Annotated in this window: 19 protein-coding genes; 7 read left to right on the top strand and 12 right to left on the bottom strand. The window is 32.6% G+C overall.

What is annotated here, in order from left to right; translation table 11 throughout:
• The first annotated feature begins 66 nt into the window (after window positions 1–66).
• Together AC2I98_RS12780 and AC2I98_RS12775 are read left to right on the top strand one after the other, a co-directional pair.
• On the top strand, window positions 67–939 hold the full coding sequence (locus AC2I98_RS12780; RefSeq protein ID WP_486412049.1) for a pirin family protein: 873 nt from the start codon (window positions 67–69) through the stop codon (window positions 937–939).
• Between the two features lie 25 nt (window positions 940–964).
• Window positions 965–1,246, top strand: coding sequence for a GNAT family N-acetyltransferase (locus tag AC2I98_RS12775; RefSeq protein ID WP_486412048.1), 282 nt, complete (start codon window positions 965–967; stop codon window positions 1,244–1,246).
• A gap of 74 nt (window positions 1,247–1,320) precedes the next feature.
• On the opposite strand, the gene AC2I98_RS12770 is transcribed toward AC2I98_RS12775, so the two are convergent.
• The 7 genes from AC2I98_RS12770 to AC2I98_RS12740 form a co-directional block, all read right to left on the bottom strand.
• On the bottom strand, window positions 1,321–3,285 hold the full coding sequence (locus tag AC2I98_RS12770) for a GEVED domain-containing protein (protein WP_486412047.1): 1,965 nt from the start codon (window positions 3,283–3,285) through the stop codon (window positions 1,321–1,323).
• Window positions 3,286–3,470: 185 nt separating this feature from the next.
• Window positions 3,471–5,138, bottom strand: a complete 1,668-nt coding sequence (gene ggt, locus AC2I98_RS12765; RefSeq protein WP_486412046.1) for a gamma-glutamyltransferase — start codon at window positions 5,136–5,138, stop codon at window positions 3,471–3,473.
• A 77-nt stretch (window positions 5,139–5,215) separates the two neighbouring features.
• Complete coding sequence (locus tag AC2I98_RS12760) at window positions 5,216–8,017, bottom strand: TonB-dependent receptor (protein WP_486412045.1); 2,802 nt, start codon at window positions 8,015–8,017, stop codon at window positions 5,216–5,218.
• Between the two features lie 237 nt (window positions 8,018–8,254).
• Complete coding sequence (gene infB / locus AC2I98_RS12755) at window positions 8,255–11,344, bottom strand: translation initiation factor IF-2 (protein WP_486412044.1); 3,090 nt, start codon at window positions 11,342–11,344, stop codon at window positions 8,255–8,257.
• A gap of 63 nt (window positions 11,345–11,407) precedes the next feature.
• The gene (gene nusA, locus AC2I98_RS12750) at window positions 11,408–12,643 is read right to left on the bottom strand and encodes a transcription termination factor NusA (protein WP_486412043.1); all 1,236 of its coding nucleotides are present in this window, start codon (window positions 12,641–12,643) and stop codon (window positions 11,408–11,410) included.
• A 14-nt stretch (window positions 12,644–12,657) separates the two neighbouring features.
• Complete coding sequence (gene rimP, locus AC2I98_RS12745) at window positions 12,658–13,119, bottom strand: ribosome assembly cofactor RimP (protein ID WP_486412042.1); 462 nt, start codon at window positions 13,117–13,119, stop codon at window positions 12,658–12,660.
• 110 nt (window positions 13,120–13,229) lie between these two features.
• Window positions 13,230–13,715 (bottom strand): DUF456 domain-containing protein, encoded by a 486-nt coding sequence (locus AC2I98_RS12740; protein ID WP_486412041.1) that lies wholly within the window; start codon window positions 13,713–13,715, stop codon window positions 13,230–13,232.
• Between the two features lie 66 nt (window positions 13,716–13,781).
• Between AC2I98_RS12740 and AC2I98_RS12735 the strand changes: the two genes are divergently transcribed.
• From AC2I98_RS12735 to AC2I98_RS12725, 3 genes are read left to right on the top strand one after another with little or no spacing between them, the layout of a single operon-like run.
• Window positions 13,782–15,041, top strand: coding sequence for a mechanosensitive ion channel family protein (locus AC2I98_RS12735; protein WP_486412040.1), 1,260 nt, complete (start codon window positions 13,782–13,784; stop codon window positions 15,039–15,041).
• A 9-nt stretch (window positions 15,042–15,050) separates the two neighbouring features.
• On the top strand, window positions 15,051–15,776 hold the full coding sequence (locus AC2I98_RS12730) for a pyridoxine 5'-phosphate synthase (RefSeq protein ID WP_486412039.1): 726 nt from the start codon (window positions 15,051–15,053) through the stop codon (window positions 15,774–15,776).
• 3 nt (window positions 15,777–15,779) lie between these two features.
• Entirely contained in the window at window positions 15,780–16,556 is a 777-nt protein-coding gene (locus tag AC2I98_RS12725) for an alpha/beta fold hydrolase (RefSeq protein ID WP_486412038.1), read from the top strand.
• 43 nt (window positions 16,557–16,599) lie between these two features.
• Here AC2I98_RS12725 and AC2I98_RS12720 read toward each other — a convergent pair whose 3' ends face one another.
• A complete protein-coding gene (locus AC2I98_RS12720; protein ID WP_486412037.1) occupies window positions 16,600–17,583 on the bottom strand; it encodes an ABC transporter ATP-binding protein in 984 nt (327 codons plus the stop codon).
• Window positions 17,584–17,729: 146 nt separating this feature from the next.
• On the opposite strand from AC2I98_RS12720, the gene AC2I98_RS12715 reads away from it, so the two are divergent.
• Together AC2I98_RS12715 and AC2I98_RS12710 are read left to right on the top strand one after the other, a co-directional pair.
• The gene (locus tag AC2I98_RS12715) at window positions 17,730–18,416 is read left to right on the top strand and encodes a YceI family protein (RefSeq protein ID WP_486412036.1); all 687 of its coding nucleotides are present in this window, start codon (window positions 17,730–17,732) and stop codon (window positions 18,414–18,416) included.
• A gap of 160 nt (window positions 18,417–18,576) precedes the next feature.
• Complete coding sequence (locus tag AC2I98_RS12710; RefSeq protein ID WP_486412035.1) at window positions 18,577–19,077, top strand: hypothetical protein; 501 nt, start codon at window positions 18,577–18,579, stop codon at window positions 19,075–19,077.
• A gap of 45 nt (window positions 19,078–19,122) precedes the next feature.
• Here AC2I98_RS12710 and AC2I98_RS12705 read toward each other — a convergent pair whose 3' ends face one another.
• The 4 genes from AC2I98_RS12705 to AC2I98_RS12690 all read right to left on the bottom strand — a co-directional run bounded on the left by AC2I98_RS12705 (window position 19,123) and on the right by AC2I98_RS12690 (window position 22,096).
• Window positions 19,123–19,509 (bottom strand): DUF423 domain-containing protein, encoded by a 387-nt coding sequence (locus AC2I98_RS12705; protein WP_486412034.1) that lies wholly within the window; start codon window positions 19,507–19,509, stop codon window positions 19,123–19,125.
• A 17-nt stretch (window positions 19,510–19,526) separates the two neighbouring features.
• The gene (gene tsaB, locus AC2I98_RS12700) at window positions 19,527–20,198 is read right to left on the bottom strand and encodes a tRNA (adenosine(37)-N6)-threonylcarbamoyltransferase complex dimerization subunit type 1 TsaB (RefSeq protein WP_486412033.1); all 672 of its coding nucleotides are present in this window, start codon (window positions 20,196–20,198) and stop codon (window positions 19,527–19,529) included.
• A gap of 102 nt (window positions 20,199–20,300) precedes the next feature.
• The gene (locus AC2I98_RS12695) at window positions 20,301–20,768 is read right to left on the bottom strand and encodes a hypothetical protein (RefSeq protein ID WP_486412032.1); all 468 of its coding nucleotides are present in this window, start codon (window positions 20,766–20,768) and stop codon (window positions 20,301–20,303) included.
• A gap of 11 nt (window positions 20,769–20,779) precedes the next feature.
• On the bottom strand, window positions 20,780–22,096 hold the full coding sequence (locus AC2I98_RS12690) for a TolC family protein (RefSeq protein WP_486412031.1): 1,317 nt from the start codon (window positions 22,094–22,096) through the stop codon (window positions 20,780–20,782).
• Between the last annotated feature and the right edge of the window lie 19 nt (window positions 22,097–22,115).

Here is a 22,115-nt window from a genome sequence, read left to right as displayed (position 1 = left end):
AGACAATCAATTTATTAGGTTCGTAACTTTGTATAAGAAAATAAAAAACATATAAAACAAATCATTATGAATACAAAAAACATTGAAATAGTTATCGCTCCAAGAGAGCCTCATTTCGTTGGAGATGGATTTAGAGTTCACAATTTTATTCCAAGTGGTTATCATTTAGATATGAAAAGAATGGATCCATTTATTATGTTAGATTACAATTCTAAATTCAATTTTCCTGCAACAGATAAACCAAAAGGTGTTGGCGTACATCCGCATCGTGGTTTCGAAACAGTTACTATTGCTTATCAAGGTAGTGTTTCTCATCATGATAGTGCTGGTGGAGGTGGAACAATTCACCAAGGTGATGTGCAATGGATGACAGCTGCATCAGGAGTTTTGCACAAAGAATATCATGCAGAAGAGTTTTACAAAAAAGGTGGAATTTTTCAGATGGTTCAACTATGGATAAATCTACCTGCGAAAGATAAAATGAGTGCGCCTAAATATCAGGCAATTTCACACAAAGATATTCCAACTGTTGAGGTAGAAAATGGATTTGTAGAAGTTATTGCTGGTGAATATAACCAAGCAAAAGGTGCTGCATCTACTTTTTCTCCTGTTAATATGTTGAATGCAAAATTGAATGAAGATGGTAAAGCGAATTTTAGTTTCCCAGCACATTACAATACAGTTTTATTGGTTATTGAAGGTGAAGTAAAAGTGAATGAGCAAGAAATTGTTCCAAAAGATCATTTGTTATTGTTTACTAACGAAGGAGAAGATTTTACAATCGAAGCAACAGAAAATAGTGTGGTATTAATTTTGAGTGGAGAACCTCTAAATGAGTCAATCGCATCTTATGGTCCATTTGTAATGAATACGCAAGAGCAAATTCGCGAAGCTTTTGACGATTACAATAACGGAAAATTTGGTACTTTAGAAGATTAAATATTCAACTTAAAAAATATATTAGATGGAAATTAAACAAATTGATGATAAAAAAAATGGAGCTTTTGTCGTTTTAGATGGCAAAAAAAAAGCAGGAGAAATGGCATATGTTTGGGCTGGAGATGATAAAATTATTATCGATCATACAGAAGTTGACGAAGCTTATGGCGGACAAGGTGTTGGAAAAAAAGCTTTATTAGCCTTAGTAGATTGGACTAGAAATAATAATATAAAAGTAATCCCTTTATGTCCTTTCGCAAAAGCTCAGTTTGATAAAAATCCTGAAATTAGAGACGTTTTATCTTAAAAATATAAAAGGCTATTCGTAATTTGAATAGCCTTTTTTAAATTATTAGTGTTAATTAATCAAAAAATTTAAATTTAGTTTTTTATAATTTTTTGGGTAGTAGTAATCCCTTTAGAATTTACAATTTTTATAACATAAACTCCTTTTGTTAAATGCGCTAAATTGATAGTAGGATTAACTTTATTTAATTGTTTTGAATAAACTTCTTGTCCTGCAATATTGATTATTTTTACTTCTTTAATAATTAAATCATCATTAATCGTTAATATATCTTTTACAGGGTTTGGATAAACTTTAGCAGAATTAGAATTCACTTCTGTAATTCCTAAGTTTGAAATAAAATTCACTGTATAGTCTTCACTTTGACCATAAGCATAAGTAGTTGAACAAGGGTTGTCTGGAACCAAACGATACGTTTTCATAACACGCATACGTGTTTTACCTAATTTTGCATTTTCTGGTATTTGTATTGTTTTTGTAACAGTTTTTCCATCTCCACCTGTCGACCCAGTAATATTACCAATATAAAACCCTTCGTTATCAGGAGTAAAAACTCCATCTTGGTTAAGATCAAAATAAACTACAAATTCACTTGTTTCATTTACACCATTTGTATTTCCAGCTACTGTTATTACATATTCTTTTCCTTGTTCTAAATCGGTAGATTGTTCCAAGAAATATTCGTTTTCGTTCGCTGTTATATAATTAGAACTTACATTATCTATCGTTCCTATTTTTACCATTGATATTGGTTCTACAATTGCTGTAAATCTTGGAGTACAATAAGAATCTTTCACCAAAACTTTAAATGAAGCAGAGTTAATCACTTTTCCATCTGCATCTACTAAATTATAAGCAACAGTTGTTAATCCCATAGGGAATTCTTTACCAGATTCTAATCCACTTACTAAAACTAATTTATTTTCAGGGCAATCTGTCGTTACTTTATAATTTACTACAGCAGAAATATCACCCAATTTACTTTGAACTTCTATATCAGATGGCACATTAATATGACATTCTTTTGTATCTAAATAACCATTCAGTTTCAAAATCCAACCTGATGCAATATTTCCATTTCCAATTTCATTTCCACCAATAAAATCTCCATTTTCAGAAACAACATTCGCTAATCCTAATTTACCTCCTGGAATAGTTATTTCAACACCTTGTTCTATTAATATATCTTTGATTAATTTAGGTTGATTACCAAAAGATTCATGATAAATAATCGCATCTCTATCTGTAATCATATTCTGAGCATAACCAACATATACTCCATTTGAAGAATAAGTAAAAATGGCTGTTCTATAACTAGCTGGTAAATCTAAAATTTTATATTCTTTTGTTTTTAAATTGTAAATAAATGGCTTTAAACCTACTTCACCTACAACTATACCATTATCTTCTATATGCCAAATGTGATTATTAAGAGGTACCGCATAGTCTTGTAGAATAATTTCTACAGGTTGCCCCTTCTTCATAACCGCTAATTCTCTAAAAGTGCCGTTTATATCTGCATCAAGCCAACCAACCGTCGTTCCATCATTATTCACACTATATCCAGCACCAAATTTATATCCCATAGGAATTAAATTTGTCAATTCTTTAGTTTGAACATCATAAACAAATGGTACATTTTTCATTTGACCAGAAATAAATCGACCATTGCTACTAATCGCGTAAACTGTCAATCCATCTTGATTGGTAAAATCCGGAAAAAGTCCTGTAGACACCCATTCACTTGTACCTGCTAATTTAAAAACTGGTGTTGGAAGGTTATTAATTAAACTTGACCCTATTATATCTCCTTTATTATTGATATGCGAATAATTTGTAATTGAATTATCCTTAGGAGTTAAAAGGTTTATTTTATAATCATACGTATACATAGGTGTTACAGCAAAACCATTATTAGTAATTCCTTTAATAGCTGTACCTGGTTTATCTAAACCTTTAAATTCCATCTTTTGAGCAAATAAGGAAGATGAAAAAAATAATAAGGCTAACGATTTTTCTAAAATAAAGTGTCTTATCATATAATTATTTTTGTGTATTTTGATATTTCAAAGCAAATAAAATATATGATAAATTAAAAATTACACATAATTATAATTCATGAATTTCAAATATATTTTCTAAAATTAAAAAGCTTTAAGTGTTGACTTAAAGCTTTTTAAACAAAAACAACGATTTATATATAAAATTCTTATATTCTAAAGAATTAATACCCAATAGCTTTATCATCTCCTCTCGGATCTGCCCCTGCTTGATATGTTCCGTCTGTGTTGACTAATATTCCTTCTACTCGTCCGTAAGGTTTACGTTCTTTCAAGATATAACCTTTTTCTTTTAATGATTCACGTACATTTTCTGAAATAGCATTTGGCTCATAATCGATTTGATCTGGCAACCATTGATGATGAAATCTTGGTGCAGCAACAGCTTCTTGCATCGTCATTCCGAAATCAACAACATTTACAATTGCTTGAAAAACAGACGTAATAATTGTAGAACCTCCAGGTGTTCCCACAACCATAAATAATTTTCCATCCTTTTCTAAAATAGAAGGCGTCATCGAACTTAACATTCTTTTCGAAGGTTCAATCGCATTTGCTTTTCCTCCTACTAAACCGTATAAATTTGGTGTACCTGGTTTTACAGAAAAATCATCCATTTCATCATTCAACAAAAAACCTGCACCTTCTACAACAACCAAAGATCCGTACGAATTATTCAACGTTGTGGTTACAGAAGCCGCATTTCCATCTTTATCAACAATCACATAATGCGTCGTTTCCATCGATTCTTTACCGATTATTTCACCCGCTTTGATTGCTGAACTTGGTGTTGCTTTATCAAACGAAAAATCTTTCATTCGATTCACATTATAACTTTTATCTAATAATTGTTTTTGCGGAACTTTTATAAAATCTGGATCACCTAAATGCTCTGCGCGATCTGCATAAACGCGACGTTCTGCTTCTACCATCACTTGAATTGTAGAATCTGCCTGAAATCCCCATTTATTAATTGGATAATCTTCGATTGATTGAAATAACGAAACCAACGCAATTCCTCCACTTGAAGGCGGCGGCATCGAAATCACTTTAAGACCTTTATAATTTCCAGAAACTGGCGTTCTCCAAACCGATTGATATTCTTTTAAATCTTCGTGCGAAATAATTCCATTCCCACGTTTCATTTCTTTTACAATTAAATCAGCTGTTTTTCCTTCATAAAAACCAGCTCGACCTTTTTGCTGAATTAATTTTAACGTATTAGCTAAATCTTTTTGAATTAGTAAATCGCCTTCTTTCCAAGATGATTTAGACGTTAAAGCATTCGTTTTTGAATTATATTTTACAAAATCATTGTGCTTATTTGTCAATTCGCTCGCTTGTTGCTTTGTAATTTTAAATCCTTTTTGAGCTAAATTAATAGCTGGCTGAACTAATTCTTTCCAATTTAATTTTCCATATTTTTCATGCGCTTTTACCATTCCATCTACTGTCCCTGGAACACCTGCAGCAAATTGTCCATACAAACTAAGATTTGTAATTGCATTCCCTTCTTTGTCCCAATACATATCTTCGGTAGCTTTTAAAGGTGCTTTTTCACGATAATCTAACGCGTCTGTTTTTCCTTTTGCATCGCGATAAACTAAAAATCCGCCACCACCAATATTTCCTGCATTTGGGTAAACAACAGCCAAAGCAAACTGAACCGCAACAGAAGCATCAATTGCATTTCCTCCTTTTTTAAGAATTTCTACTCCAACTTTTGAAGCTTCGGGATGAGCTGTCACAACAACTCCATTTTTATAAGATTCTTGCGCATTTAGTTGAATAATGGCGAAGAACGAAATTATTATAAATGATATTTTTTTCATAAAATCGATTTAAACAAAATTACCAAACCTCTATCAATAGCGACAAAGATTTGGTAAAAAATAATAAACTATTTCAATTATAAACTTAATGATAAACGAACAAAGGCAAATCTACCTCCTGTACCGAATTGTTGTCCTGTACGTGAATACACAAAATATCCAGCACCTCTATTTCCTCCAATATTAGTTTCATCAGGATAGATATCAAACAAATTATTAGCTCCGATTGTAACCGAAATATTTTTATTGAATGCATATCCAAAACTCAAATCTGTAACAACTTTCGCACTATATGTTTGTGCATCTGCTACTGTATTTGTTGCGGCATCTACTTTTCCAAAATACACATTACGTAAATATACATTCCATTTATCAAGCGAATAATTCAACGATAAATTAACTTTTGTACGAGGAACTGCAGATTCTAAATAAATTCTACTCGAACGATCAAAATAAGTTGACTCTTTTCCTTTCAATAAATCTGAGGCGTGTACATCGCCAACTGCATTTGTTTTACTAAAAGTTGCCGATAAATCTCCACGCAGTTTTCCTGAACCCAAACGATCTTGATACGTCAAAACAACATCCAATCCTTTTGTTTCGGTATCAATTGCATTCGCAAAAAAGCGAGCAGAAGTTGCGTTTGCTTGTTGCAACAATTCATAAATTTCTTTGTCTTGAGCAGAAGCTGATGGCGAATTGCTTCCCGTAAATGCTCCTGTATAAATTACGCGATCATCAATTCTGATGAAATATCCATCAACACTCAATTTAAATTTTCCCCAATTTGCTGTAACTCCAGCCGAAACTGATTTCGATTTTTCTTCATTCAATTGTGGAATTCCTAATAATTTCGCTGCGCGACTATCGTTTGTAAATGTTCCTGAATTAGAAATTACACCATCTTGGAAAACACTTGACGTTGCACTAAAATATAATTGATGCAATGATGGAGCTCTAAATCCAGTACTTGCTGCAGCTCTTAAGACATAATTTCCTAATTTGTATCGTGTCGAAATTTTTCCATTTAGTGTCGACCCAAAATCTGAATAATCTTCATATCGAAGTGCTGCTGCAACTAAAAATTCTTTCGTAAAATTGAATTCTGTATCCAAATAAGCAGCTACAGAATGACGATTTGCATTAACTTCATTCGCTGGTAAAAATCCAGGAAATGCCTGCGCTCCTCCAGCTAAAGCTGTCCCGTTTGCAGCAAATAATGTATTGATATTTCCATTAAAATCTGGAATATAAATTGGTTTTCCATTACCGTCTACACCAATTTGTCTTACTTTTCCATAATTTGCATAAGAAGCTTCTTCTCCACCTACAATTTGATAATTTTCGTAACGAAATTCTCCTCCAAAAGCAACATTAATTCCAGCTAAAACATCATCAAAAAAACGTGTAAAATCTAGATTGGTTGTATTTTGAGTAAAGCGATATCCACCCGCTTCGAAAGATGTTGGAGACGAATCTTTCATCGATGCGTTTACTGTATTTTTAACTCCAAAATCGATGGTGTTATTTCCATATGTATTCGAAAAATCAACTTTCCAACCGTTAATTTCACTACGAATTCCTGCAGCTAAAGAACGATCATAATTATTGGTTTGAATAAGTGGTAAAAATCCATTTGGATAAATTGACGCAACTGTTTGATGTAACTGTGCTGGCTGTCGACGAAAAGCTGCCGATTCTCCTGAACGATAATTTAAACCTCCAAAAGCATAAATTTCCGTTTTATCAGAAACAGGGAAAAGTGAATTAACAAACACTGCTCCTCCTTCATTTTTTGACTGTCCAATGCGCGAAACATAATCTGCTCGTGTTTCACCACGACGAGCTAATTCTTCATCTGTAATATCTTTCCCCGTTGGATTTGGGTATAAATCTGGTCGATTGTAATCAGAAAAAATTGTTCCTGTAAATTCTTTTTGACGATTGAATGGTTGACGTTTGTCGTAAGAACCAGCAACATTTACAAACCCGCCTTTTTCGCCAACTTTTACTCCATAATTTACATTTGCTTGAAACGTTTCTCCATCAAAATTGTCTTCTGCATTTTTCGAAAGATTTCCTCCATACGAAATCGATGCACGTAATTTATCCGTCGAATCTTCCAACACGATATTAATTACTCCAGCAATCGCATCAGAACCATATTGTGCTGCCGCTCCATCTCGAAGAATCTCTATTCGCTTGATGGCAGAAGTTGGAATCGCATTTAAATCTGTACCGACAGAACCTTTCCCAAAAGATCCATTAATATTAACCAACGAAGTCGTATGACGACGTTTTCCGTTGATCAAAACCAAAACCTGATCTGGTCCTAAACCTCTTAAAGAAGCAGGATCGATATGATCTGTTCCATCTGAAATAACTTGTGTATTTGAGCTAAAAGAAGGCGCAACATAATTTAGGATTTGGTTTAAAGAAACTTGCCCAACATCTTTTGTCACCTCTTTGATATCGATCACATCGATTGGTGTTGACGAATCCAATTGGGTACGACCAACACTACGAGAACCAATTAAAACAACTTCGCTAAGATCCGTTTCCGAATTGATTGGTTGTAAAAAGAAATCCAAAGAAACTTCATTCTCATCAATCACATTAATCGTTTGTGATGAACTTGGTTCTCCTATTTTAGAAACAATGATTTCGTATTTCCCTGGCTCAAGAACAAATTGATATAATCCATTTGCATCTGTAGTTGTTGAGATATTAGTTCCTTTTACATTTACAGTTGCATGATCAATTGGACCATTTATATCCTCAACTGTACCTGAGACTTTTGTTTGGGCAAATAAAAATGTTCCTCCGAATAATGAAGTAAATAAAAATATTTTTTTGAGCGAGTCTATTTTCTTGTTCATTCATTTAATTTTAAAGTCTAGCAAATTTATAGACTTTATAGATTATAAAACAAGTCTATTTTAAATAAAATAAAAGAAAACTTTAATTAACTGTTAAATGCAAATATTATTCTAGAAAGATAGTATATCTTAGAATTTAATTCTACTAAACAAGTAGAGTATTAATTGATATAAAAGTTAATTCATAAAAAAAGGAGCTCAAATTGAGCTCCTTTTAAATTATTTATACAAAATTGATTATTTCAATTTCTTTTTAACTTCGATTGTTTCGTATGCTTCGATAATATCACCTACTTGAATATCATTGAAGTTTTTGATATTAAGACCACATTCATAACCTTTGTTTACTTCTTTTACATCGTCTTTGAAACGTTTTAATGAAGCTAATTCACCTTCGTGGATTACAACACCATCACGAATAATACGGATTTTAGAGTTTCTGTAAACTTTACCATCAATTACCATACATCCTGCAATAGTACCAACTTTAGTTACTTTAAATGTTTCACGAACCTCAATATTACCTGTTACCTGCTCTTTCAACTCTGGAGATAACATACCTTCCATCGCTTCTTTGATCTCTTCGATAGCTGCATAGATAATAGAATAAGTTCTAATTTCAACTTCTTCTTTATCTGCAATATCACGAGCAGAAACTCCAGGACGAACGTTAAATCCGATAATAATCGCATCTGATGCAGATGCTAACAATACGTCAGATTCTGTAATTTGCCCAACTCCTTTGTGTAAGATATTTACGATAATCTCTTCTGTTGAAAGCTTTTGTAATGAATCTGTTAATGCTTCTACAGAACCATCCACGTCTCCTTTCAAGATAATATTTAATTCTTTGAAATCTCCTAAAGCAATACGACGTCCAATCTCATCAAGTGTGATGTGTTTTTGAGTACGAATAGTTTGCTCACGTTGTAATTGATCTCTACGAGATGCAATTTGTTTCGCTTCGCGTTCATCTTCAAAAACTTTAAACTTATCACCTGCTGTTGGCGCACCTGCTAAACCTAAAATTGTAACTGGTGTAGATGGACCTGCAACTTTGATATTGTTTCCACGCTCATCTAACATTGCACGTACTTTACCGTGGTGAGATCCTGCTAAAACATAATCTCCAATATGTAATGTCCCTGTTTGTACAATAATTGTTGAAACGTATCCACGTCCTTTATCTAATGCAGCTTCTACAACTGTACCAGATGCTTTACGTTTTGGATTTGCTTTAAGATCTAATACTTCAGCTTCTAATAAAACTTTTTCTAATAAATCATCAACACCTAAACCAGATTTAGCAGAAATTTCTTGAGATTGATAAGTTCCTCCCCAATCTTCTACTAATAAGTTCATTTGAGCTAATTGCTCTTTTACTTTTTCTGGATTAGCCGCTGGTTTATCTACTTTATTGATCGCAAATACCATTGGTACACCTGCTGCTTGAGCGTGAGAAATAGCCTCACGTGTTTGTGGCATGATTTGGTCATCGGCAGCAATCACAATAATTGCAATATCCGTTACCTGAGCACCACGAGCACGCATCGCTGTAAAGGCTTCGTGACCTGGTGTATCTAAAAATGCTACACGTTTACCGCTTGGTAATGTTACGTTGTACGCACCAATATGTTGTGTAATACCTCCAGACTCACCTGCAATTACATTCGCTTTACGAACATAATCTAATAAAGATGTTTTACCGTGGTCAACGTGTCCCATTACAGTTACGATTGGTGCACGAGTTACTAAATCTTCTTCGTTATCGATTTCTTCTTCTTCAGTTGAGATTTCTTCTTCTGCGTTAGCAAATTCTGCTTCGAAACCGAAATCATCAGCAACTAATTGAATTGTATCTGCTTCAAGACGTTGGTTCATGGTAACCATGATTCCCAATGACATACAAGCTGAAATAACTTCTGTAACAGAAACATCCATTAACGATGCTAATTCGTTAACTGTTACAAACTCTGTTACATGTAAAGTTTTGTCCATGTCCATTGCTTCTTGCTCTTGCTCAGCAAACTCACGACGTTCTTTACGTTTATCTCTTCTGTGTTTAGCCCCTTTAGATCCCTTTCCTTTATTGGTAAGTTTATCTAAAGTGTCTTTAATTTGTTTTTTAACATCTTCGTCAGAAAGCTCTACTTGAGGTACTCTTGGTCCACGGTTGTTTCCACCTCTAAAGTTTCCACCACCTTGTCCTCCTTGACGATTTCCTCCTTGACCAGCTGGACGATTTCCACCACCTTGTCCTCCTTGGCGATTTCCACCACCTTGTCCTTGACGGTTGTTATTATTTCCTCCGTGGTTGTTGTTTCCTCCTTGACGGTTGTTATTATTTCCTCCTCCGTGGTTGTTATTTCCACCTTGACGATTGTTATTGTTTCCACCGTTCTCACCAGCTTTTGCTACATCTTCTGGTTTAACGTTTTTCTGGATACGTTTGCGCTTTTTCTTATCAGCAGCGTTATTTCCACCTTTTTGATTCCCTTTCTTATCGTCAGGTTTTTTCTTATCAAATTTAGATAAGTCAATCTTTGCTCCTGTAAAATTAGGTCCGTCTAATTTTGTGTAGACAGTTTCAATTTTTTGAGGTTCTACTGCTGCTACTTCTTCAATTTCTTCTTTCTTCACTTCAGGCTTCGCTTCCGTTTTTACTTCAGGCTTTTTAACCTCTTCCACCTTTTTAGGTTCTTCTTTCTTCACCTCTTTTTTAACTTCCGCCTTCGGTGCTTCCGCCTTTTTAGGTTCTGCTTGCTCTTTTTTAGGAGCTGGAGAATCTTGTTTTTTAGGTTTACCTGTATTATTTATTTTATCAAGATCAATCACTTTAATCACTTTCGGACCTTTTACTTCCTCTTTTGATTCTGTTTTTGGTTCAGCTTTTGGAGCTTCTTCTTTCTTGATTTCTTCTTTTTTCACTTCTTCCTTCACCTCCGTTTTTACGTCTTTGGCTTTTGGTTTTAGTGCATCTAAGTCTATTTTACCAACAGTCTTTGGACCTTCCAATTCAACTTTCGTCGTTTCTATAATTTCTGGTTTCTTTTCTACTGGTTTTTCAGTTGCAGCTTTTGCTTCTGCTTCTTTCTTCTCAGCAGCTTTTATATCCGAAATTTTGTTAATGACTACTTCACCGGAAGCTTGCTTTTGTTTAGCATCAGATCGGAACTCATTAACTAAAATATCATAAGTCGGCACATCGATTTTATAGTTTGGGTTTTTGTCCACAGTTTGTCCTTTCCCTTCTAAAAAATCAACAGCTCTATCTATTGATATATTTAATTCTTTTAATACTTTACTTAATCTTATTGTTTCCGACATATGAAGCTAATCTCTTATTTTTAATTTTGCAAATGTATGAATTGTTTATGACTTGAGTATGAATTAATCTTCAAACTCTTCTTTTAAGACACGGATAACGTCTAAGATTGTCTCTTCTTCTAAATCCGTACGCTTGATTAAGTCATCTACATCCTGTTCTAAAATACTTTTGGCAGTATCTAACCCGATAGCACTAAATGCTTCGATTACCCATGCATCGATTTCGTCTGAGAATTCTGATAATTCTACATCTTCGTCTTGGGCTCCTTCTCTGAAAATATCAATTTCCATTCCAACTAATTTAGAAGCTAAACGAACATTGTATCCACCTTTACCAATTGCTTTCGATACTTCGTCTGCGTTTACGTAAACTAAGGCTTTGTTTTCTTCTTCGTTAATTTCTATATTCGATATTTTAGCTGGGTTTAAAGCACGTTGAATATATAAACTTAAATTATTTGTGTAGTTAATTACGTCGATGTTTTCGTTACGTAATTCACGAACAATAGAGTGGATACGAGATCCTTTCATTCCAACACAAGCTCCTACTGGATCGATACGATCGTCGTAAGATTCTACTGCTACTTTTGCTTTATCTCCAGGGATACGAACTACATTTTTGATTGTAATTAATCCGTCTAAAATTTCTGGAATTTCTTGTTCAAATAATTTCTCTAAGAATTTTGGTGATGTTCTAGATAAAATAATTTGAGGTTTTGCTCCTCTTAATTTTACATCATCTACGACAGCACGTAATGTATCTCCTTTTCTAAAAAAATCTGATGGTATTTGATTTTCTTTTGGTAAAATCATTTCATTTTGTTCATCATCAATGATAATCACTTGTTTGTGACGCACATAATGAATCTCTCCTGTAACAACTTCTCCAATTAATCCTTTAAATTTCTCGTATAAATTAGAGTTATCATGCTCCATTACTTTTGACACCAATGTTTGGCGTAAAGTTAAAATTGCACGACGACCTAATGCTTCAATCGGAATTTTTTCCGATACTTCTTCACCTACTTCGAAATCTGGCTCTATTTTACGTGCTTCAGATAATTCAATATCTGTTGCATCGTCTTCAGAAAAACCGTCTTCTACAACGATACGGTTGTGCCAAATCTCTAAGTCTCCTTTATCAGGATTTACAATAATATCAAAGTTATCATCAGTACCATATTTCTTTTTCAAAACACTTTTTAGGGTTTCTTCTAAGATGGCCATAAGCGTAATACGGTCGATGTTCTTATCGTCTTTAAAATCTCCAAAAGATTCAATTAATGCAAGATTGTCCATTAAACTTTAATTTTTTAAAAGGTGACTTTTATAATCGCTTTCTTGATGTCAGCGTAATTTATTTTTTCTTCGTGTTCTACTGTAATTTTTCCTTTTCCTAAAGGTTTTGGTTCGCGTGCTTCCCAAAAAATTGTTACACCTTCTTCATCGGTTTCTACAATTTCACCTTCCATCACTTTGTCATTTAAAGTCACTTCTAAAGTTCGACCTATATTTTTGGCAAATTGACGAGGTATAGTTATGTTACTACCTACTCCAGGAGAAGAAACCTCTAATGCAAAATCACACTCTTCTCTATCAAGATTGTGCTCTACATATCGGCTTATTCTTACAATTTCTTCGACTGAAAGACCTTCATCCCCATCTGCTAAAATGATAATTTTATCATCAGGAGTGATTCTCCAATCGATTAGAAACAATGACGGATTTTCCGCGATCGCTTCGTCTATCAGCTGTTTTACTTTACTTGAATCCATATACAACGAAAAAGAGAGCTATAACCAGCCCTCCTCCATTTATTTCTTTAAATTCTCTGCAAATATAGGTCATTTTTTTTTATTGACCTAATTTCAATCATTTAATCTGATTAATTCATCAATTGGTAAACAAATATTCCGATAAATATTAATGTTAATATAATATCGTAACCTGTTGTTAAAATAAATCCTACGAATGAACCAAATGCTGATTTTAAAGCTACTTTTGGTGTGGCTGCGCTAAAAATTAATTCTCCTAATAACGCACCAAGAAATGGACCTAAAATAAAACCAATTGGTGGGAAAAATAATCCAATAATTAAACCAACAATAGAACCCCAAATTCCATATTTGGTCCCTCCTAATTTTTTGGTCATATAAGCAGGCAACAAATAATCTAGCAGAGCACCGATCAAAACAAAAAGTCCTGCAATAATTATCGTTCCCCAATTGTAACTGCAATCGCCACTAAATTTAAACACCAACAATCCAACCAAAGCCAAAGGAGCTCCTGGTAAAACGGGTAAAACCGTACCAACTAAGCCAACAATCAGTAAAATTCCACTTATAAGATTTAGTATACTATCATTATCCATTATTTATAATATTTTTAAAACTGTAACTTTGTACAAACAAATCTATTTCAACTCAATTAACAGCTTATGCAAGATAAATCTTTTTATGAAGAATTTTCTGATGGTGTAAAATATTTTTTCAATCAACATTTTAAAATTGATTTATCCGAAAATCTTTTCACTTTTTTAGAAATTGTTGCGTGGATAGCTATTCTTTTTATTTTAGATTTTGTGCTAAGAGCAATTATACTTCCACTTCTAAAGAAACTAAAGAATTTCACAGAAAATGATTGGCTAAAATTTTTATACAAAAACAAAGTCTTTGTATCTACTATTCATCTTATACCAATCAGTTTCGCACTAAGTATGAATGTTATTTTATTCAAAGATGATGGCAATATTTTTTATGTCGTTCAACGTATAACTCAACTTATTTCACTTATTGTCTTTACTCAACTTATTTTCAGAGTCATCAATACAATTATCGATGTGTACAACGAAGAAAATAGTTATACAACAATTGGTGTGCGAACTTTTGGACAAATGTTGAAATTTATCATCACATTTTTCTCTATTATTTCAGGAATAATGATTTTGTTTACTGTTGACAAAAACACAATTATAACTGTTCTTGGAGCACTAACAGCAGCAGTTTTATTAATTTTTCGTGATGCTATTTTTGGCTTTGTTTCTGGTTTACAAATCTCTTATTCTAAAATTGTAAAAGTTGGCGACTGGATTACCATTTCTAAAGGAGATATAGAAGGAACTGTAAAAGAAATTAATATTAACTTAGTAAAAATAGAAAAGTTCGACAAATCTATTGCAACTGTACCAACAGTCGATTTGGTTTCTTCGCAAGTCACCAACCACATGGCAATGCTAGCAACAGGAACTCGACAAATAAAACGTTCGGTTTCATTTAATGTAAATTCGTTTAAATTTTGTGATGAAGAAATGTTAAATCGTTTCGAAAATATTACTTTAATTCATCATTATATTCAACAAAAACGTTACGAAATTTCAATTTTTAATCAAAATATCGAAAATTCTGACCTTGATATCAATGGAAAAAACTTAACGAATATTGGTGTGTTTAGAATATATGTTGAAAACTATTTAAAGAGTTTAAAAACTGTTTCTCAGAATGATTCAATTATGGTGAAACAATTACCCGTTTCGCCACTCGGAATGCCTTTAGAAATTGGATGTTTTACTACTTCGGCTAATAATTTAGAATTCGAAAGAATTCAATCTGATATTTTCGACCATTTATTAACTGCTTGTCGTAAATTTGACTTAGAAATTATGCAAAGCATTTCGCTTTCTGATATTAAAAAATTATAATATAAAATCATGACTAAATTAAGTGTTAATATAAATAAAATTGCCACTATTCGTAATGCGCGTGGTGGCAATACGCCAAATCTTGTAGAAGCGGCAATCAAAATTCAAGAATTCGGAGGGCAAGGAATTACGATTCATCCACGTCCAGACGAACGTCATATTCGTTACCAAGATGTGTATGATTTGAAACCTGTTGTTACGACAGAATTTAATATCGAAGGAAAACCTGTTGATAGTTTTATGGAATTGGTTTTAAACTCAAAACCAGAACAAGTTACCTTAGTTCCAGACGCAGAAGATGCAATTACATCGAATGCTGGTTGGGACACGATAAAGCATTTTGATTATTTAACTGATGTGATTAAGACTTTTAAAGAAGCTGGAATCAGAACATCTATTTTCTTAGATCCAAACCCTGCTTTGGTAGAAGCTGCTGCTAAAACTGGTGCTGATCGAATCGAGTTGTATACAGAAGAATTTGCAACACAATTTGGTTTAGGAAATCTTGAAGCAATCAATCCATATAAAGAAACTGCAAAATTAGCCATCGAAAATGGTTTAGCTGTAAATGCTGGACACGATTTGAGTTTAGATAATATCGAATATTTTATTCGTGAAATTCCACAAATTTCAGAAGTTTCAATTGGTCACGCGTTAATTTCAGAGGCTCTATATTTAGGTTTAGAAAATACAATTCAAGCTTATTTACGTAAAATTGAATTAGCAAATTTGTAGAAAATGGCAGAAATCTTACATAGTAAAATTGTAGGCTCTGGTGAAAAACATTTATTGGTTTTTCATGGTCTGTTTGGACAATTAGATAATTGGAGCACATTAGGAAAACATTTTGGCGAATATTTTACAACACATTTAATTGATTTGCGCAATCATGGACGTAGTTTCCACAACGAAGATTCTTCTTTAGCTGCGATGACGCAAGATATTGTCAATTATATGGATGCAAATTCTATCGAAAAAGCGCATTTATTAGGACATTCACTTGGAGGAAGAATTGTGATTGATTTTGCGATGATTCATCAAAATCGTTTAGATCATTTGATTGTAGCTGACATGGCACCAAAAGCCTATCAACCTCATCATAATGCGATTTTCAAAGCATTGAAATCTGTCGATTTTGATCAAGTTGAAACTCGAAAAGATGTAGAAAAAACATTGGAAGAATATATCCCAGAAATTGGAGTTCGTCAATTTTTATTGAAAAACGTCTATCATGCTGATAATGGAAAATACGCATTTCGATTCAATTTAGCTATTTTGGAGAAATTTTACCAAGAAATGATTGGTTCTGAATTGCTGAAAGGCGAATTTGATGGACCGACTTTATTTTTGGGTGGCGCAAAATCAAATTATATCATGCCAGAAGATGAAATGATTATTAAAGAGCGTTTTCCAAATGCAGAAATCAAGAAAATTGCAAATGCAGGACATTGGTTACATGCCGAAAATCCGAAAGATTTCACAACAGAAGTTTTAGATTTCTTGTTGAATAAATAGTAATAAGAAAAGCGAAATTCGAAGTTAGAATTTCGCTTTTTTTCTATATTATTGAGTATGATCTTAAATTAAATTTGATTACAGTTCCTTTTTCAAGTTTAAAGTCATAATAAGCATATAACTCCAAGTTTCTATAAGAAAATAGAATCAAATAATCTCGACCTTGAAATTTACTATTAATAACTATTCCTTCCATTTCACCATTGTCGTCAATCTCTAATCCTTCTGGATAAATAATTCCTATTCCATTAATTTTATTAACCGTAGTTGGATATTCAAACTTTAGCATATTATTTCCATCAATTACATTTACATAGCCAAAAAGTTTTGCTACATATTCTGTCGCAGGAAATTCGCGCACATTTTCTACCTCATCAAACTGAATCATTTTTCCATTCTGTAACACCAAAATTTTATCAGACGTATAAAATGCATCATTCAAATCGTGTGTCGTAAAAATTACAGTTATTTGATGCTCTTTACACCAATCCATAATTTTTTCTCGAATAGTCAACTTTAATGTTTGATCGAGATTAGAAAAAGGTTCGTCTAACAACAAAATTTCTGGTTGTTGCGCCAAAGCTCTTGCAATAGAAACGCGCTGACGTTGACCTCCACTTAATTTGTTCGGTAAAATATGTTTAAATTCTAACATTTCTACCACATTTAACGCTTCGTCTATTTGTTTTTGTTTTAGCTCTAAATCAAAATTACTCAGGAATTTTCCTACATTTTCACCAACTGTAACGAAGTCTAATAAATCATAATCTTGCGCTACATATTTCATCATTTTATGACCTGGAATGATATTATAAGCAGGACCACGCAATTTTTTTGTGTGATAAAAAATTTCTCCTTCATCAAAATCGAATAAACCATAAATCAACTTTAGTAAAGTAGATTTTCCACTTCCACTTTCACCAATAATACTAATCACTTCTCCTTTGTTCACTTCAAAGTTAATTTGATCGAGTACCTTTTCTTCGAAATCTGGATAATTGTAACTGAGTTGTTTTACGTTTAGCACGATTGAATAAATTTTCTTATTTTTGGCTAAGGTATTTAGAATTATTCAATATTAAATAATTGATGAATCATTTCATTTATTGATATAAATCAATACCTACTATCAATTTATATGATAGTTTTGTAAAAAAAATTAAAAAAAGAGATATGAAAAAATTATTTTTAGGATTAGCTGTTGTTTCTGCTGTTGCATTAACATCTTGTGGAGGAAAAACTGAAACTAAAGCTGCAACTGAAGCTCAAGAAGGAGCTACTGCAACTGAAGGTGCTGCTGAATTTTCTGTAGACACAGCTACATCTGTTGTTAACTGGAAAGGTGGAAAAACTTTTGACGATATCAACAAACCAGAAGAAGGACACTACGGAGTTGTAAAATTAAAAGAAGGTTCTGTAAAAGTAAATAATGGAGTATTAGAATCAGGTAAATTTGTTGCTGATTTTGCTACATTCGAATCAAAAGATTTAGATGCTGATGCAGAAAGCAAAGGAAAATTGGATGGACATTTAAAATCTGCTGATTTCTTAGACGTTGAAAAATTCCCAACTGCAACTTTCGAAATTACAGGAGTTAAAGCTTTAGAAGGAGGAGATTACAATTCAGAAATTTCTGGAAACTTAGACTTCCGCGGAGTTCCTAAAAATGTTACTTTCAAAGCTAATGTAACTGTTGATGCGAATGGTGTTACAATCAAATCTGAAGAATTCGGAATTAACCGTAAAGATTTCGGAATTGCTTTCACTGGTGCAGGTGGATCTATCATCAAAGACGAAGTTTTATTACAAGTAGATTTAACAGCTAAACCAGCTGCTGCAACTGAAGAAGCTGCAAAATAATCTAATAAATTGTACAAAAATTATAGAAGCCATTTATCCTTGATAGATGGCTTTTTTATTTTGTTTCAGAAAAATAATAATTTCTCAACTATTTTTTGTGATAATTAATTGAACTTAATTATATTCGTACTCATAATTAATAACATACATTAACAAAACAATGAAAACAATTAAGTTCTTCCATCCGGATGAAACATTTAATTATAATATTGAAAAATCTTTGTGTAAAGTCGTTTTTCAAGGCAATAAAAAATGTTTATTGGTCGAAATACATTCCACTGATGACTTAGAACATGTAGAAGGAGACTCATTACAAAATGAATTTCCTCAACTTTCTTTATTTATCGACGACTTTCCGTTAGATGTAGAATCTGTAGAGGAATTAAATGGTAAAAAAGTTTCGATTCCTTACGGTTTTGCCGAGGAAGAAGACGAAGAAGGTGAACCTGTAGAAGTTTATTACACAACGCTAAATGTTTCGGAAGAAGATTACGAAACCGTAAACAACGAATTGACGTTTAGTGTAAATGAAAAAGGAATTTTGACACTTAACTGGAAAGGTGAAGTACAAGATTTTGCGGAAGAATCTGATGGAGATATTCCATTCGAAATTAATTGCACATTCGAAGAATTTGAATTTACTGAAGACGATTACGAATAAATAACATAAAAAAACCTCTCAAATTTGAGAGGTTTTTTTATGTTATTACATTTTACCTTTCATAAAAATCCAAGCCAATAATCCCCAACCAATAATCATGAATAATCCTCCAAGTGGTGTAATTGGTCCTAAGAATTTTAGATTTGTATTCCAATGCTCTGCAAATGAAAGTAAATAGATACTGACAGAAAAAACAAATGTTCCGGCAATTAAACACCAAGCAGCAGAACGTTCTAAACTATTATTGAACTGGAAATACATCCCAACAGCTAATAATACGATTGCGTGGTACATTTGGTAACGTACTCCGACTTCAAAACTTGCTAATTTTTCGTCAGGTAAAAACTTTTTGAATGCATGAGCACCAAAAGCACCTAATATAACCGCAGTCATTCCATACAATGATGCAATTGTCAACACAAGATTTTTCATAATTATATCTTTTTATTTTATTCAGATTTCTTTTTTCCAGCTACAAAATCTTTCAGATAATATGGCTCGAAATACGCAACATCTTCAAATGATTTTTGATTAAATTTTTCTTCCGAAACGCGAATCATATCCTTTGCCGATGGAAAACTTTGTATAAAAGTAACATCCAAATGTGCTAAAACTTCTTGACATTTTTCTGCTCCATCACCTACAAAAATAATTTTCTTTCCTTTTAATTCTTCAAAAGAAGTTTCGTCAATTACTTTTGCCTCAGTTTCTGTTAACTGATTTCCTTGCTTATCAAACAAAGCCGTATACACTTCCATACGACGCGCATCAATCATTGGAATAATATAATCAACCTCTTGATTCAATTGAGATTCAGCTAATATTTGCAACGAATTAATCGCCATCAATGGAATATCAGAACCATATGCAAAACCTTTTGCAGACGAAACACCAATACGTAAACCAGTATAAGAGCCAGGACCTTTTGAGACACAAACTGCCTCGATATCTTTCCAAGTAATTTCTGCACCTTCTACACACCAATCTACAAACTGATTTAGCTTTTCACCATGTGCATAATTTTCATCATTTTCTTCAACCAAACATAGTTGAACGCCATCTTTAGCAATCGAAACTGAACAATTTTTTGTTGAAGTTTCTAAATTTAAGATTGTTGCCATGCTGCAAAGATACATCACGAAAATTAGATGATTTATGTTTGATAAGATGATTTTCTATCAGATATGAAGAAAAGTTCATCACTTTTTCTATATTATTTGAAGTTATTTAATGTTAACTTCTTTGTATTGATTAACAGATATAATATTTCTAACTAACATTTTGTCCAACCAAATAATAATTTCACCCTTCTCTTTCATGTTAAGTGTGGAAATATCAATTGAGGAATAATCTCCAATATTATAATTAATTCCATATTTTTCTGTAATTGCATCTAAATAATCAATATATGCTTTTTCATAGTTATATTTTTCAGCCATTATTCTTGAATAATACATTAAAGTATCTGTCCTTCCTTCAAAATTTGAATCTTTTAAATTATAAAAAAGTTCTGAATAAGCTTCAATATCTCCATGCAACTCTACTCGATTGACAATTGAATCATAATTTGAAATGTAATTCATTGTTATTACACTTTCTTTAATTATTGGTAAATCAACTTCATGAATCTTTTGTTTCTCTTCACAAGAAAATAGTTGAAACACACTTATAAAAACATAAAGATTTTTCATATTTCTTACCTCTAATCCAGCGTAATTGGAACTCCAGCGTAGAAATCTAATACTTTTTGCTTAAAAATGTAATTGTATTTCGCTTGCAACATTTGCGATTCTGCAACCATCATATCGTTTCGCGAACGATTAAAATCATATTGATTAATGACTCCTGCATTATACGATTTTTGTGCAAAATCGTACGAAATTTTTGCATATTTCACCGCTTCTTTCGACGAATCATATGACGCATAAGAACTATTGACTTCGAAATAGGCTGATTGAACATTTTTCAACACATCTTGTTTAGATTGTAATAAACCTACCTTTGCTAAATCTTCGTTGATTAAAGCTTTTTGAATATTAATCTTATACGAATATTGATTCCAAATTGGAATTGAAACTCCTACGCCAAAAACACCCGTTATGTTATGTCCTAATTGTTCTAAGAATGCATCTTGACGCAATCTCTTGTTGAAATACTGTAGATAATTTGTCCCAAAATTGAAAGTTCCTGTTATTTTTGGAAACAATGATGTTCGTGCAATTTGTGTTTCTTTTGTTGCAACATCAATTTGTAATTCGCTATATTTTACAGAAGGCTGATTTTGATAAGCGGTTTCCACAACATCCTCCAAATTATACAATTGAGACGTAACATTGTCTGGAATCTTTACATCTGTTACAGCAAAATTTCTGTAATCATTTAATTGCAATAACATCGCAAGGTTAAACAACGCTCGCTCTATTTCAATCTGCGCATTTACAACTTCTCTTGTATTAGTCGCAACTTCAGATTCGGACTGCGCTACTACAGATTGAGCTACAGTTCCAGCTTTAAATTTCTTTTGATTTTGATCCAATAATTGTTTAGAAATAGTTAAATTCCCTACTGCAACTTGCTTCAATTCTTTGTTCAATAAAACTGCTAAATAATAATTTGCAACTTGTAACGAAATATCATTTATCGTCATCGCAGTTTGCACTTTCGACGCTTCCAATTCTAAAGCAGCTTTATCTTTATTCAATTGAACAACTCCACCACTATAAATATTAATGCTCGATTGTACGCCAAATGAATGCGCAAATTGATAATATCCCTTTTCTATTGTTGGATTATATGTTCCGATTGTAAAGTTAGTATCTACATAACCCGAAACCGTTGGTAACCAAGCATTGTAGGTTAACTCTAAATTTTTATTGAATATTTCTTGGTTGATGGTATTCTGCTGAACAGTCAAATTATTTCTTGAAGCATATTCAATACACTTTTCAATTGTCCATTCTTCTTGGGCAAACGAAGGAAGAGAAGTAATAAATAGTAAAGTAAAAAATAATTGTTTCATAGACTATTCTGGTCAGAAA

The sequence above is a fragment of the Empedobacter sp. EJD.6dd genome, from assembly GCF_057369435.1.
Note: the sequence above shows the minus strand (reverse complement) of the source record. Positions and strands in the feature narration are given on the sequence as shown.

Coding starts and splice junctions, on each gene's coding strand:
- AC2I98_RS12780 (WP_486412049.1), top strand. CDS start 67: ATGAATACAAAAAACATTGAAATAGTTATCGCTCCAAGAGAGCCTCAT.
- AC2I98_RS12775 (WP_486412048.1), top strand. CDS start 965: ATGGAAATTAAACAAATTGATGATAAAAAAAATGGAGCTTTTGTCGTT.
- AC2I98_RS12770 (WP_486412047.1), bottom strand. CDS start 3,285: ATGATAAGACACTTTATTTTAGAAAAATCGTTAGCCTTATTATTTTTT.
- ggt (WP_486412046.1), bottom strand. CDS start 5,138: ATGAAAAAAATATCATTTATAATAATTTCGTTCTTCGCCATTATTCAA.
- AC2I98_RS12760 (WP_486412045.1), bottom strand. CDS start 8,017: ATGAACAAGAAAATAGACTCGCTCAAAAAAATATTTTTATTTACTTCA.
- infB (WP_486412044.1), bottom strand. CDS start 11,344: ATGTCGGAAACAATAAGATTAAGTAAAGTATTAAAAGAATTAAATATA.
- nusA (WP_486412043.1), bottom strand. CDS start 12,643: ATGGACAATCTTGCATTAATTGAATCTTTTGGAGATTTTAAAGACGAT.
- rimP (WP_486412042.1), bottom strand. CDS start 13,119: ATGGATTCAAGTAAAGTAAAACAGCTGATAGACGAAGCGATCGCGGAA.
- AC2I98_RS12740 (WP_486412041.1), bottom strand. CDS start 13,715: ATGGATAATGATAGTATACTAAATCTTATAAGTGGAATTTTACTGATT.
- AC2I98_RS12735 (WP_486412040.1), top strand. CDS start 13,782: ATGCAAGATAAATCTTTTTATGAAGAATTTTCTGATGGTGTAAAATAT.
- AC2I98_RS12730 (WP_486412039.1), top strand. CDS start 15,051: ATGACTAAATTAAGTGTTAATATAAATAAAATTGCCACTATTCGTAAT.
- AC2I98_RS12725 (WP_486412038.1), top strand. CDS start 15,780: ATGGCAGAAATCTTACATAGTAAAATTGTAGGCTCTGGTGAAAAACAT.
- AC2I98_RS12715 (WP_486412036.1), top strand. CDS start 17,730: ATGAAAAAATTATTTTTAGGATTAGCTGTTGTTTCTGCTGTTGCATTA.
- AC2I98_RS12710 (WP_486412035.1), top strand. CDS start 18,577: ATGAAAACAATTAAGTTCTTCCATCCGGATGAAACATTTAATTATAAT.
- AC2I98_RS12705 (WP_486412034.1), bottom strand. CDS start 19,509: ATGAAAAATCTTGTGTTGACAATTGCATCATTGTATGGAATGACTGCG.
- tsaB (WP_486412033.1), bottom strand. CDS start 20,198: ATGGCAACAATCTTAAATTTAGAAACTTCAACAAAAAATTGTTCAGTT.
- AC2I98_RS12695 (WP_486412032.1), bottom strand. CDS start 20,768: ATGAAAAATCTTTATGTTTTTATAAGTGTGTTTCAACTATTTTCTTGT.
- AC2I98_RS12690 (WP_486412031.1), bottom strand. CDS start 22,096: ATGAAACAATTATTTTTTACTTTACTATTTATTACTTCTCTTCCTTCG.